The 12,367-nt window shown below is 37.6% G+C and carries 12 protein-coding genes; 9 read left to right on the top strand and 3 right to left on the bottom strand.

Annotated elements, in window-relative coordinates; all coding sequences use genetic code 11:
- The first annotated feature begins 311 nt into the window (after nt 1–311).
- The 3 genes from BM327_RS14705 to BM327_RS14695 all read left to right on the top strand — a co-directional run bounded on the left by BM327_RS14705 (nt 312) and on the right by BM327_RS14695 (nt 5,814).
- Nucleotides 312–1,298 (top strand): hypothetical protein, encoded by a 987-nt coding sequence (locus BM327_RS14705; protein WP_090252589.1) that lies wholly within the window; start codon nt 312–314, stop codon nt 1,296–1,298.
- A gap of 105 nt (nt 1,299–1,403) precedes the next feature.
- Complete coding sequence (locus tag BM327_RS14700; RefSeq protein WP_090252585.1) at nt 1,404–2,624, top strand: hypothetical protein; 1,221 nt, start codon at nt 1,404–1,406, stop codon at nt 2,622–2,624.
- Between the two features lie 4 nt (nt 2,625–2,628).
- On the top strand, nt 2,629–5,814 hold the full coding sequence (locus BM327_RS14695; protein WP_090252581.1) for a WG repeat-containing protein: 3,186 nt from the start codon (nt 2,629–2,631) through the stop codon (nt 5,812–5,814).
- Here BM327_RS14695 and BM327_RS14690 read toward each other — a convergent pair whose 3' ends face one another.
- Nucleotides 5,815–7,182, bottom strand: coding sequence for an aldehyde dehydrogenase family protein (locus tag BM327_RS14690; protein ID WP_090252576.1), 1,368 nt, complete (start codon nt 7,180–7,182; stop codon nt 5,815–5,817). It abuts the gene before it with no gap.
- Nucleotides 7,183–7,247: 65 nt separating this feature from the next.
- Nucleotides 7,248–7,757 carry a cation transporter gene (locus BM327_RS14685; RefSeq protein WP_090252573.1) on the bottom strand — a complete coding sequence of 170 codons (510 nt, stop codon included), beginning with the start codon at nt 7,755–7,757 and terminating at the stop codon, nt 7,248–7,250.
- A gap of 166 nt (nt 7,758–7,923) precedes the next feature.
- On the opposite strand from BM327_RS14685, the gene BM327_RS14680 reads away from it, so the two are divergent.
- The 3 genes from BM327_RS14680 to rpmA all read left to right on the top strand — a co-directional run bounded on the left by BM327_RS14680 (nt 7,924) and on the right by rpmA (nt 9,518).
- Complete coding sequence (locus BM327_RS14680; RefSeq protein ID WP_090252565.1) at nt 7,924–8,832, top strand: DMT family transporter; 909 nt, start codon at nt 7,924–7,926, stop codon at nt 8,830–8,832.
- Between the two features lie 62 nt (nt 8,833–8,894).
- A complete protein-coding gene (rplU, locus tag BM327_RS14675; protein ID WP_090252559.1) occupies nt 8,895–9,206 on the top strand; it encodes a 50S ribosomal protein L21 in 312 nt (103 codons plus the stop codon).
- 42 nt (nt 9,207–9,248) lie between these two features.
- Nucleotides 9,249–9,518: a 50S ribosomal protein L27 gene (gene rpmA, locus BM327_RS14670; protein WP_090252556.1), complete on the top strand. Its 270-nt coding sequence runs from the start codon at nt 9,249–9,251 to the stop codon at nt 9,516–9,518.
- Between the two features lie 356 nt (nt 9,519–9,874).
- On the opposite strand, the gene BM327_RS14665 is transcribed toward rpmA, so the two are convergent.
- On the bottom strand, nt 9,875–10,261 hold the full coding sequence (locus tag BM327_RS14665; RefSeq protein WP_090252552.1) for a DUF4783 domain-containing protein: 387 nt from the start codon (nt 10,259–10,261) through the stop codon (nt 9,875–9,877).
- 105 nt (nt 10,262–10,366) lie between these two features.
- On the opposite strand from BM327_RS14665, the gene rlmH reads away from it, so the two are divergent.
- From rlmH to BM327_RS14650, 3 genes are all read left to right on the top strand, one after another.
- Nucleotides 10,367–10,840, top strand: a complete 474-nt coding sequence (rlmH, locus tag BM327_RS14660; protein WP_090252549.1) for a 23S rRNA (pseudouridine(1915)-N(3))-methyltransferase RlmH — start codon at nt 10,367–10,369, stop codon at nt 10,838–10,840.
- Nucleotides 10,841–11,040: 200 nt separating this feature from the next.
- Nucleotides 11,041–11,835 carry a thymidylate synthase gene (locus BM327_RS14655; protein ID WP_090252545.1) on the top strand — a complete coding sequence of 265 codons (795 nt, stop codon included), beginning with the start codon at nt 11,041–11,043 and terminating at the stop codon, nt 11,833–11,835.
- Between the two features lie 10 nt (nt 11,836–11,845).
- Nucleotides 11,846–12,355, top strand: coding sequence for a dihydrofolate reductase (locus BM327_RS14650; RefSeq protein ID WP_090252540.1), 510 nt, complete (start codon nt 11,846–11,848; stop codon nt 12,353–12,355).
- The last annotated feature ends 12 nt before the right edge of the window (nt 12,356–12,367 follow it).

Raw genomic sequence — 12,367 nt, 5'->3', positions numbered from 1 at the left:
GTATGTAGATAATTGGAATTGTTTTTTTTGAATTTTTTATGAGTTTTTTAAGGCAACTGTGTTTCAGCCTAAAGCGTATTATAAGTAGACCTTGAGGAATTTTCGGCTCATCAAGAATACATACCTATGCAGGATGTATTGAAAGAGCGGATTTTGAAAGTTTCAAAGAGGGACTAAAAACCTGAGTTAAATTTTTTGTTTTTAAGTTTTAGAATCCTGTGAAAAAGTGTTTTACAGGATTTTTTTTTGAGGTGTAGACAACCTTGTTGAAATAGGAGGGGTATTTACAAAGAACCTTAAATGAAACTATTATGAAAAAGAGAAATGTATTATTGACAATGGCCTTGAGTATTTTGGTTGTTGCAGTAAGTTGTAAAAAGGATGTGGATGAACCGACAACCAATCCACCCTCAGGAAATCCAACGGTTAATACAGATAATAAAGCAGCTCAGCTCTTAAATACTTATTTCGAGTCGCAGAAACAAAATATAACAGTAGATCTTTCCAATACCTATTACTTCCAAGGACAGAAAGGAACGATGTTCTACTTATCGGGAAATAATTTTGAAGATGGAAATGGAAATCCTGTTACAGGAACCGTGGATATTACTTTGGTTGAGAATTATTCAAAGTTAGATATGTTGATGACCAATAAAGTTACACTGGCTTCCAACGGTAGTGGTGGTGCTGAGGTGTTAATTTCTGGGGGTGAATTTTATATGGAAATTGCTCAAAATGGAAACCTTGTGGAGGTTGTAAATCCTATTCAAGTAGTAACAGCCCCTGGGCAAGCATCTCCAGTGGGAAGCATGCAGCTATTTGATGGAACTACAGATGCTTTAGGAAATATAACTTGGACAGCCAATAATGACACGTTAACGATCGTACAGGATTCATCAGGAACAGGTTATGGTTATGGATGGACAGATTCTCTAAGCTGGATCAATTGTGATTATTTTATGGGTAACACAGGCCCTCAAACAGGGGTAAGTGTAAATGTTCCAAGTGGATATGACAACACCAATACGACGGTATTTATGGTCTTTACGAACGAAAATGCTGTTACGGGTGTGTACAACTATGCTTCAAGTGTATTCTCAACAGGAAATTATTATACGGTACCAGAAGGAATGGATGTTTCTTTTGTGGTGATCAGTGACAATGGCAGCCAAATACAATATGCAGTCATTTCAAATTCAATCATAACCACAAACCATACAGAGACTTTAACAGCCTCAGATTTTACAACCGTGGCAGATTTACAAGCATTGGAAGCTGCGCTTTCAGCTTATTTTTAAAAGAAAGGAAAACAACTAATATCACACAAGCCTCAAGATTGTTATCTTGGGGCTTGTTACTTTTAAGAGAAATTGAGTTACACCTATGTACCCAAATCAAAAACTATGAACAAGTATATTTTACCCCTCGCATTTAGTACGCTGTTGTTGTTTGCCTGCACAAGGGAACAAGAACCAGAAATTAATGAAGCATCTGAAACGGTTATCGCTCAGGAATTGAGCTTTACAGAATTAAAAATTGAAGATATTCCAAGCGAAAATTTTGAGTTTTTAAGTGAGGAAGGCGCTGAACTTACGCTGGAAAATGGAGGCCGTATTCGCGTTTTACCCAATAGTTTGGTGAATGAAAAAGGAGAGGTGATTCAAGGTAAAGTGACGCTGAGTTTTAAAGAATACCATTCCTTAGTGGATATCATTGCGTCGGGTTTGCCCATGCGTTACGATAGTGCCGGAGTGGAATATGATTTTCAATCAGCTGGAATGTTTAACATAGATGCTACTCAAAATAACTTACCTGTTCATATTAAAGAAGGAGAGGATGTGGTAGTTGATCTGGCAAATTATCAGGATACAAAATGCTATAATTTTTATGCCTTGAATGAGGAAACTGAAAATTGGGAATATTTAAAAACGGATAGTTCTCAATTACAGCCAAAAGAAGAGGAGTTATTTTTAGATGTGAATGACGAATTAAGGTATGAACATTTAGAAAGTTTGAAAGGTGAGGTAGTGATAGCTTGGAAGGTTTTGGATGACAGAGAAAATGCCGATTTAGAAAAACTAAGTCCGCAATTCGTAAAAGAAATAGAGGGTGAATATGTGATGTCATGCATTGGAGGTGGTAGGATGTATGAACTTACAGTAGATCCCGTTTTGTTAACCGAAATGGAAGTGGAAGAAGGCATGAATACAAATATGTTATACGCCTATAGGTCCAAAACCAAATCATTCAGAAGGGCAAGCATCAATAGTTTTGGATATTATAATTGGGACAAAATTATGAAGGTGCCGGAGTATTTTGCTACGGTTTCAACCCTTGCTTTTCCTTCCTTAATGCCAAGTGATTATAGGGTTAAGTTATTGGTATATGAAAGAAATGGAGTGTTTGAGAGAACGCCATCTATTCGAACTCAGCTTCCTTTGTATTTGGATAGTAAAATGTTACTAATGGCCATCTCTAAATATGGAGATGTGAGTATCATTGGAGCGAAGGATATCGCGGCTTTTGCTAAGGGTGAATTAGAATACTTGCCTCCATTTACTCCTTTGAAAGGGAAGTTTAAAACCAATGAAGAGTTAGAAGCAATTATGCAAGATTATATCTAGCACCATGAAGTACCTGATTCTTTTCATAGTATTTATTAGTGCTTGGTCTTTTGGTCAGTTTCCCATCCTAAAAGATGGAAGGTGGGGTGTGATTAATGAAGAAGGTCAGATCATCGTGCAACCAAAATATAGAGGTCTTTCCGTATTTAAATACGGGTTATCTGTAGCGAAAGGTGAGGGTGATAAATTTGGTTTGGTAAACCTACAAAATGAAGTTGTACTTCCGTTATCCTATGATAAAATTGAGGTGTTAGGTCCTGATCTAGTACGTTTGTTTCAAGGCAATCAAGATAATATTTATCAAATTTCTACCAAGAAAGTTTTATTCAAGGATATCGAACAAGCCTCCGCCATGGGAGCGCATTGGTTTCTTTTTCGTTGCGAGCAGCAAACAGTTTTATTACATACTCAAACCGTTAGATTCAAGGTGCTTGATATCAAACCAACGGTAAGTGAAATTAGAGATGATTTGATAGCTTTTCATTACAATGATAAAGGCTATAAAATGTATTTCGATGCTTACTTAAATAGTTTTGTTTACAAATCCATGAGCTATAGTTATTTGGTAGGACATGAGGCTCAATTACTAAGTTTTGAGGACAGTGTTTTGTTTTATAAAAAGAATGAGGATACCACTTGGCAAAGCATTCAGGATATACATGTAAGGGGAGACTATTTATACCTCTCTAAAGAAGATAGTACTACGCTTTATTCCAAGGAAGGTCAAATTACCGCCACAAAAGGTTGTATTACCCGAAGAATAAATAAGACTTATTTTGAAATCAAAAACGGAGCTAAGCATGGGGTGGTTGATAGTTTATTACGGCCCGTACTTCCCATGAAATTTGAGCGTGTAGTTTATTTCTCGACTCAAAAGTATTTTCAAGTAGAGGAGAAGGGAAGGTATAAGTTGTATACGGAGGATGGTAGAGATTTACTGGGGAAGTATTTTGATCAGATCAGAATCAATTTACCCATAATAAAGGGGTATACTGGCACAGGGATGACTCAATACTACCTTCAAGACAATAAAGTTGTAGGGAGCAAGGAATTCGAGAATGTGGTGAGTGTTTACGGTTTTAGGTCCTCCAACCAAGAAATGGATATTAGCTTTCGAGAGGAGAAAGAATACACTTTGCCGGATGTTTGGTACAGCGATACTATTTTTCGCCTTTTGGCACCAGAATTACGAACAGCACGAGATAGCGTCTACATACATGCTGTGAGATGGGGAGTAAAGATGAATGATTCTATCATTGTTTCTCCTAGATTTTTTAAACCTAAAGTGATGGACAGTGTAGGCTTCTCTTGGTCTCACAATAGGCAAGTTCTTTTGCTGGTTAATCATGAGCTTATGGGAGTTTTTCCATTTAACCAAGAGTTTACGAAGGTTTATCATCTTAACGGTGAAGAGTTTGTACGTGTTTTAACGCCAGAAAATTTCAGTGTCATACGAAAAGATAATACGCAAGAAGTATTTTCTGTTTTCCAAGGTTTTACAGATTATAGGTTGGGGGTGAAAATGACCAATGGAGAAAATGTTTTGTTAAAAAGGACGGAAAGTGATACCCGCTTTAAAAGGGATAACTTTAAATTGTATAGGTATTCTTTTGAATACGAGTTGAATGGTCTAAAACAGGAAGCGGATTTTATTAAGCGTCGAAGTAATGTGATTGTAGAAAAGGAATTCAATTTTTACGACGAACAAGCTCAAGCTATTTTTGAAGAGGCCTTTACGGATGCTTATCCCTTTCAAAAGGGAACTGCAATTGTTGCCCGAGCAGGAAAGTATGGAATTATTAAAGCCGATTCTGTAATTACACCCTTGGAGTATTCCAATATCAAGCGTTTAAAGGAATTTGGAGATACTCTTTTTAAGGCTTATCGCTTTATCAAGGAAAGTGTGGTCTACGATGCACAATTGAATCAATTGCCTTATGTGAATTATCAACCGAGTAAATTCACTAAGGAGTTTTTGTTGTTGACAAAAGGGCGAGAGAAGCTATTGTTAAATCAAGCGGGGAATGTATTGTATGAAGGATCGAAATACATAAAGTTTACGCCTTTTGAAGATTATTATTTTAGAAAGAAAAGACGAATGTTCTTGTATGGGACTGATGGTCTAGAAAAGGCCATAGAAATGCCAGAGGCTGAACAATGGTTGAGTGATGAATTGTATTTAGCCAAGAAAGGAAGCAAAATGGCTGTGATACATGTGAATGGAGATACATTGAGTCCGTTTGATATAAAAGAGGCCGTAGTAAATAATGCCTATATCTTATTGACAACAGGCTATGAGCAAAAGCTTTATTCCAAAGACTTTGAATTGGTGGAAAAATTTCCCTTGCAAAAGAAGATAGAATTGGACAAGTTGGGAGAAGGGTATCTGTTGTTGAAAGGGGATAAGAGCATATATTACCCTTCACCTGAGGGAAAAGGGAGAGTTAAATACAAAGGACAAAAAGTTGTCTTGAGCGGAGGTTTAGTTTTTGTGTGGAAGGAGGATAGTGTAAACATTTTCGAAGGAGATCACTTGAAAACTACTGTTCCTAGTTTCGATTACCTAGAAGAACAAGAAGATGGCGTGCGACTTTTAATGGGGAGAGCAATGAAGGAATGTATTGCTTTTGTTACAGCCAATAACCAGGTGTTTCTTTTGGAAGAAAATTACTCTTGTCGTTACCTGAAAAATGGGTTTATCAAAATGCGTGTACGCAAGCAAGATTATAAAGTGAACGTGTACAATCCTTCGGAAGATCTATCTTTTTTATGTGATGAGGTAGAGGGAGAATTTTGTGATTATGGATTTTTACTTGTAGAAAAAGATCAACAATTTTATTTTATTGATACCCTTTTAGAAAAGCAGTTCTATTACTTTTTTGAAGATGCAAAACCTTTTGTAAATGGGTATGCCGCGGTTAAATATTTAGAAGGATGGACGCTGATAGACAAGACTGGTGAATTACAAGCTTATCCAGGGTATAGAGAATTAAGTAACTGTGGGGGACGATATTTTCAGACCAAAGAAAGTGCAAAAGTTGGACTCATTGATGCGCAGGGAAAGGAAGTCATTCCACCCGTTTATGATTATTTAGAGAAAGTAGCATCAGATGTAGTTCAAGTGATACAAGATGGAAAGGTAGGGTATCTGCGAATCAACGGAGATGTTATCTACCTCCCCAGCAAGTAGTTATTTGTTTTTCACAAGAATTTTAGCCTCGAGATAATCGTGCATCGCGTATCGCACTCCTTCTCTTCCAAAACCTGAGTCTTTTATTCCTCCATAAGGCATATTGTCTACTCTAAAAGTAGTGGCTTCGTTGTGTATCACACCGCCCACTTCCAATTCATTAAAAGCGAGGTTTAAATTAGAAATAGAATCAGTGAAAATAGAGGCTTGTAGTCCCCATTTGGTATCATTTACCTCCTCAATAGCTTGTTTTAAGTTCTCAAAAGGGGCAATGCAAACCACAGGTCCAAACACTTCTTCATCCCTAACTTTCATTCCTTTTGTGGTAGCAGAAAGTAGGGTGGGAGAAAGAATATTGTTCTCCACTTTTCCTCCAAATTCTAATTGAGCCCCTTGATTTTCGGCTTCTTCTATCCATGACAGAACGCGTTGTGTATTCGCATCATCTATCATACACGAAAAGTTGGTGGTATCTTCATCTGGATTTCCATGAACAAGGTTTAGTGTAGCGATTTTAAACATCTCTAAAAATTGATCATAAATTTCTTCGGCTACATAAATACGCTGGGTGTGTATACATACTTGTCCAGCGTAGGCCCAAGCTCCAACCATAAGTTTGTTTACGGCATCTTCTATATCCGCATCCTTGCACACAATAGCTGCTGCATTCCCTCCTAGTTCTAGCACAACTTTTTTCTTGCCAGCATTTTGTTTCATTTTCCAACCTACTGCTGGTGACCCCGTGAAGGATAAAACTGCAATTCTTTCATCAGCAACTAATTCATTGCCTTTTTCTCGAGAGCAATGCACGAGTTGAACGCTGTGTTTAGGGAGCTTACTCGCCTGAATTACTTCTAAAAGCAATTCAGCAGTCAATGGAGTTTTTGAAGAAGGTTTTAAAAGAATGGGGGAACCCGTTGCAATGGCAGGGGCTACTTTGTGCACGGCTAAATTAAGGGGGAAGTTAAAGGGAGAAATTCCAAATACGATGCCTGCGGAAAAGTAACGTATCTCCCCAATTTTTTGAGCCGTTTTTAAAGATCTTCCCAGTTCCATTAATTCGTGTGGCGGCCTCAAGGCTTCTTCAGCGGCTATGGTAAAAGTTTGTATGGCTCTATCGACTTCTCCCGCGGCATAAATTCTTGGTTTCGCAGCTTCCTGAATGATGAGGTCGGTGAATTCGCCTTTTCTTCGTTCTATTTCTTGAGCAATGAAATGTAAGGCTTGAGAACGCTCAAAAGGAGTAAAGTCCTTGAGTTCTTTTTGAACCTTTTGAGCATTAATTATTTTTTGCTCTACCTCTTCATCAGTATGCAGGGCAAGCGCTTTTATCTTATCTTTTGTAAATGGATTTATCACCTCTATCATGAGATGAAAATAGAAAGTTTCGAGGAGAAAGGAAAGTATTGATGGTGGAAAATAGTGGTTGGAGCCTAGAAGAACAAATGGTGTAAAATTTCTGTAAGATTAGGTAAAGAAATATTTTTAGTTTTTACGTTAATCAAACTCGCGTCCTCATCGTTTTCAAAATTTTCTGCTTTATCTTTAGCCTCTTCCTTTTCTTCTTGAAGATTTGCGTTAAAGTCAGAACTTTCGATATCTTCTATGGTTTCAATTAATTTATCAGCTGTTATTGCGTTGGCGTTGTAGTGTATGGTTGCCGTATTTTTTTTACGTCCCTCTAGAAAATCAAAACTTACGCTTTTCACGGCTCTGGTGGCATATAAGTGCTTTCTGATTTCCGAACCGCAGCCCATCACACACATCATGCCTTCAACTTCAAGATTAACACTTGCGTTGGCATCAACACTAGCAGGGTCATGCGCCTGTTCTTGCCTCACCACTTCATTGTGCTCGGAAGTAATCTCTTCTGTATTCGCTTCATTGTTGCATGCGCTTAAGGAAACTATACCTAGTAATGCTATGAGGGTGAAGGGTTTCATCGCTGTTTAATTTCCAACAAATATACAAATGATTTGTGATATATCGCAGTGTGGTGAATTAAGTTTTATAGGAACCGGATTGATGTTCAAATACAAATAAATAGCAATCCTCGGGGAGGTGTAAAAGTGCGCTTCTTAATCTAGATACTTGAACTATCTTTGCGCCATGCAAAAAGAAACAAAAAACTGGTTAACGCTTTTATTTCTGGCCTGTGTTTGGGGGTCTTCCTTTATTTTAATGAAAAGGGGGATGATAGACAAGGCTTCTGGAGATGAGATTTTTTCCAATACACAAGTCGGGGCATTACGTATGGCCTTAGCAGGACTAGCATTAGGTCCGTTCGCATTTCAACATTTGTCGAAAATTAAGAATTTAAAAACCGTACTAAGTATTATGGTAGTAGGGTTTTTAGGGAACTTTATTCCGGCATTTATGTTTACCTACGCAGAAACGGAACTTTCGTCGGGTTATGCAGGGATGTTGAACAGCTTCACCCCAATTTTTACCTTATTAATAGGTATGATTGTTTTTCAACAACGCTTAAACCGACTACAGGTAGTTGGAGTTGTAATAGGCGCGGTAGGTATTGTTTGGTTGATGATGGCCGGAGCAGATTTGAGCAGTTCTGGATCATGGTGGCATATTTTGGCCATAGTCTTAGCTACCTTGTGTTATGCAACTTCGGTGAATACTATAAAAAACAACCTACAAGGCATAAAGCCCTTTGCGATTACGAGTATGGCCTTCTTGTTTACCTTGCTACCCGCCCTTGTTTTAGGTTGGTATTTCGGGGTGCAAGATACCTTGTCTAGCAATCCACACGCTTTGAGTGGTTTAGGATATATTTCTATACTTTCTCTTGTGGGAACGGCTTTGGCTGTAATTATTTTTAATCAATTGATAGCCAATTCAACAGCTCTGTTTGCGAGTAGTGTAACTTACTTTATCCCAATGGTAGCAGTATTGTTCGGCATGTTAGACGGTGAGAGAATTACCGTTTATCAGGTCTTGGCCATGACAGTTATATTGGCTGGAGTCTATATTGCGAATAAAATTGCGGTGAAAAGAGTTTGATGGTTGAATTTAATTTTCTATCTTTGCAGCTCGATTTTTGAAATTAATTTAATAATTAAGCTATGTACGCAATTGTAGAGATAGCAGGGCAGCAGTTTAAGGTGCAAAAAGACCAAAAGGTTTACGTTCACCGTTTGCAAGCAGAAGAAGGTTCAACTGTAGAGTTTGACAGAGTTTTGTTAACAGACGATAAAGGAGCTGTAAATGTTGGCGCCCCAGCTATAGAAGGTGCAAAAGTTTCAGCGAAAGTTGAAGAGCACTTGAAAGGAGATAAAGTAATCGTCTTCAAAAAGAAAAGAAGAAAAGGTTACAAAAAGAAAAATGGTCATCGTCAGTATTTAACTGCGATCACTATTACAGATATTAAAGCTTAGTAAGAAATAAATTCCGCAGGTCGGAAATAAAAACTTAAAAAGATGGCACATAAAAAAGGAGTCGGTAGTTCGAAGAACGGTAGAGAATCAGAATCGAAACGATTAGGAGTTAAGATTTTTGGAGGACAAGCAGCAATCGCTGGTAACATCATCGTTCGTCAAAGAGGAACAGCGCACCACCCTGGTAACAACGTAGGTATTGGTAAAGACCATACATTATACGCGTTAGTTGACGGTGTAGTTGAATTTAGAAAAAAGAAAAACAATAGATCTTACGTATCTATAGTTCCATTTGAAGGAGCTGAGGCTTAATTCAGTCTTTGTTTTAAAATATTAAAGTCCGTATGCTTTTGGTGTACGGACTTTTTTTGTTTTGGAATTATTGAGGAGGTTGGTGGATGAAGAAGATTATATTTATTGATTAGTCGCATGTTTGCCAATCCTCAAAAGTCAATATTCATAAGGAGTTTCGGGGCTTTTTGATCTTACATATCGAGGTGATAGCTAGAATTTTCTCTCAATAATGGATTTTGTATCCGTTTAAAAGTGCTCTAGTAGGAGTGAAAACGTGTTCAAAGCATAGTGTTTACGGCTAGTTCAGGTTTTGGCAAACATGCGACCAATCAAAGTGAAAACCAAAAAAAATGAGCCCAATCTCTAAAGCTCATTTATTCCTTTTCTATCGTCAACCGCTCAATTAAATAATTTCCTTCCGAACCCAGTTTAAACTGAAGTGTGATCCGAAAATTACTTTTGTCGGAAACATAGGTTCCAATAGCATAAGAACTGTTTCCGTGTTTCTTTCCTTTAAAGATGAACTTAAAGGATTGGGCAGGGTTTGCTTTGAAAAAATTATTCAGTACAAGCTCTCCTTGTTGGTGACTATATACTCCCGTCTTTCCGTAAACTGTAATAGCAATCTTTTCCTTCCCTAATTTGATGATTTCACCGGCCCGTTGAGAACTAAAATTTTTCGCGAGAGCATCATAAGGGATCTCTCCAGCTATGCTAATGCTAAAAATTATTGTGGTTAATACAGTAAGTAATAACTTCATTCTCTCCTTCGTGTTTTATTGCTTAAGCGCAATAATTATGCCCATAGTAATAGACTAGTAAAGTTTTTCAAAGATGTTACTTTTGTTCTATAAATACAAAGTTCGATGAAAATAAAATTAATCTGTGTAGGGAAAACTTCCAAGTCCTTTTTAGTGGAGGGGGAAAACGAATATTTGAAACGTTTGAAACACTACCTTCCTGTCGAACGCATAGAGTTGCCTGATGTGAAAAACGCAAAGAAACTCACAGAAGAACAGATTAAGCAAGCCGAAGGAGAAATGATACTCTCTAAAATCAATGCGGGTGAAACGATCTTTTTATTGGATGAAGGTGGGAAGACTTTTAGTTCTGAGCAGTTCGCAGATTTCTTACAACAGAAATTTAATCAGGGTGGACATGGGTTGGTGTTCGTGATTGGCGGACCCTACGGCTTTTCACCAGAGATGTATGCGAAAGCAAATGCTAAGATTTCTTTAAGTAAAATGACCTTTTCTCATCAAATGGTACGAATGTTCTTTTTGGAGCAAGTCTACAGGGCTATGACAATTTTACGAAATGAACCTTATCATCACAGATAGAAGTTCTTTGTATAAATCATTAATAAATTAGTTAGACGAAAGTTCTTCTTAGTGGCGGAGCTGTTTTGTTGAAAACTGGCTTTTGGTGTTCATATTCGACCTAGTAATGAACGGCTATTTTCACTATTTTTAAACCGGATTTACGCCAAATTATATCCCTATTTTCTTAGTGGGTGGGCAAAAGCTTAATACAGAAAGAGATGCAGCAATATCACGATTTACTTCGACATATTTTAGAAAATGGAACCGACAAGGGTGACAGAACTGGAACTGGAACACGTTCAGTTTTTGGTTATCAAATGAGATTTGATTTATCAGAAGGTTTTCCGTGTGTAACCACAAAAAAACTTCACTTGCGTTCTATTATTCACGAATTGTTGTGGTTTATTTCAGGAGATACAAATATCAAATACCTGAAAGATAATGGTGTGTCTATTTGGGATGAATGGGCTGATGAAAATGGAGATCTTGGACCAGTTTACGGACACCAGTGGAGGTCTTGGCCTGGAAAGAATGGCGAGACGATAGATCAAATTTCTCAATTAGTAGATCAAATTAAAAACAATCCAAATTCCAGACGTTTGTTGGTAAGTGCTTGGAATGTAGCCGATGTTGAGAACATGGCTTTACCTCCTTGTCACTGTTTGTTCCAATTTTATGTAGCGGATGGTAAATTAAGCTGTCAGTTGTATCAGCGTTCTGCAGATGTATTTTTAGGTGTGCCTTTTAACATTGCGAGTTATGCCTTATTTACAATGATGTTGGCGCAAGTTTGTGGGTTAGAAGCAGGAGAGTTTATCCATACCTTTGGGGATGCACACTTGTATTCAAATCACTTTGAGCAAACTGAATTGCAATTGTCTAGAGATTTTAGACCGCTTCCAACAATGAAAATCAATCCTGATGTGAAAGATATTTTCTCTTTCAAATTTGAAGATTTCGAGTTGTTGAATTACGAACCGCATCCACACATTAAAGCTCCAGTAGCTGTATAATACCGCATTTATGAAGATAGCACTAATCGTTGCGATGGGTGAAAACAGAGAAATTGGTAAAGACAATGATCTGATTTGGCACCTGCCGAAAGACATGCAGTTTTTTAAAGATTCTACCAAAGGTCAAGTTGTTTTGATGGGTAGAAAAAATTGGGATTCTATTCCTGAAAAATACAGACCCTTACCCGGAAGAGAGAACGTGGTTTTAACCCGTTCAGAAGGTTTGGAGTTAGATGGAGCTACTGTATTCAATACCTTGGAAGATGCCATTGTACATTACCAAGCATTGAAAGATGATAGGGTGTTTTTTGTAATTGGAGGAGCTGAGATTTATAAGTTAGCTTTAGAAAAAGAGGTAGTGGAAGAGATGTATATTACCCACATCGCAGAAAGCTTTGATGCACATGCTTTTTTTCCGGAAGTAGATTATTCTCAATGGAAGGAAGAAGTGGTGATGACGCATCAGAAAGATGAGAAAGACATTTACGATTTTGTAGTTAAAAAATATACCAAAGCCTAAGGTTAAAGTATT

It is taken from the genome of Lishizhenia tianjinensis (genome assembly GCF_900116425.1).
GTDB lineage: Bacteria > Bacteroidota > Bacteroidia > Flavobacteriales_D > Crocinitomicaceae > Lishizhenia > Lishizhenia tianjinensis.
The sequence above is the reverse complement of the archived record's forward strand: the minus strand, read 5'-3'. Positions and strand labels throughout refer to the sequence as shown.

Coding starts and splice junctions, on each gene's coding strand:
- BM327_RS14665 (WP_090252552.1), bottom strand. CDS start 10,261: ATGAAGTTATTACTTACTGTATTAACCACAATAATTTTTAGCATTAGC.
- BM327_RS14655 (WP_090252545.1), top strand. CDS start 11,041: ATGCAGCAATATCACGATTTACTTCGACATATTTTAGAAAATGGAACC.
- rlmH (WP_090252549.1), top strand. CDS start 10,367: ATGAAAATAAAATTAATCTGTGTAGGGAAAACTTCCAAGTCCTTTTTA.
- BM327_RS14700 (WP_090252585.1), top strand. CDS start 1,404: ATGAACAAGTATATTTTACCCCTCGCATTTAGTACGCTGTTGTTGTTT.
- BM327_RS14685 (WP_090252573.1), bottom strand. CDS start 7,757: ATGAAACCCTTCACCCTCATAGCATTACTAGGTATAGTTTCCTTAAGC.
- BM327_RS14695 (WP_090252581.1), top strand. CDS start 2,629: ATGAAGTACCTGATTCTTTTCATAGTATTTATTAGTGCTTGGTCTTTT.
- BM327_RS14650 (WP_090252540.1), top strand. CDS start 11,846: ATGAAGATAGCACTAATCGTTGCGATGGGTGAAAACAGAGAAATTGGT.
- BM327_RS14680 (WP_090252565.1), top strand. CDS start 7,924: ATGCAAAAAGAAACAAAAAACTGGTTAACGCTTTTATTTCTGGCCTGT.
- rpmA (WP_090252556.1), top strand. CDS start 9,249: ATGGCACATAAAAAAGGAGTCGGTAGTTCGAAGAACGGTAGAGAATCA.
- BM327_RS14705 (WP_090252589.1), top strand. CDS start 312: ATGAAAAAGAGAAATGTATTATTGACAATGGCCTTGAGTATTTTGGTT.
- BM327_RS14690 (WP_090252576.1), bottom strand. CDS start 7,182: ATGATAGAGGTGATAAATCCATTTACAAAAGATAAGATAAAAGCGCTT.
- rplU (WP_090252559.1), top strand. CDS start 8,895: ATGTACGCAATTGTAGAGATAGCAGGGCAGCAGTTTAAGGTGCAAAAA.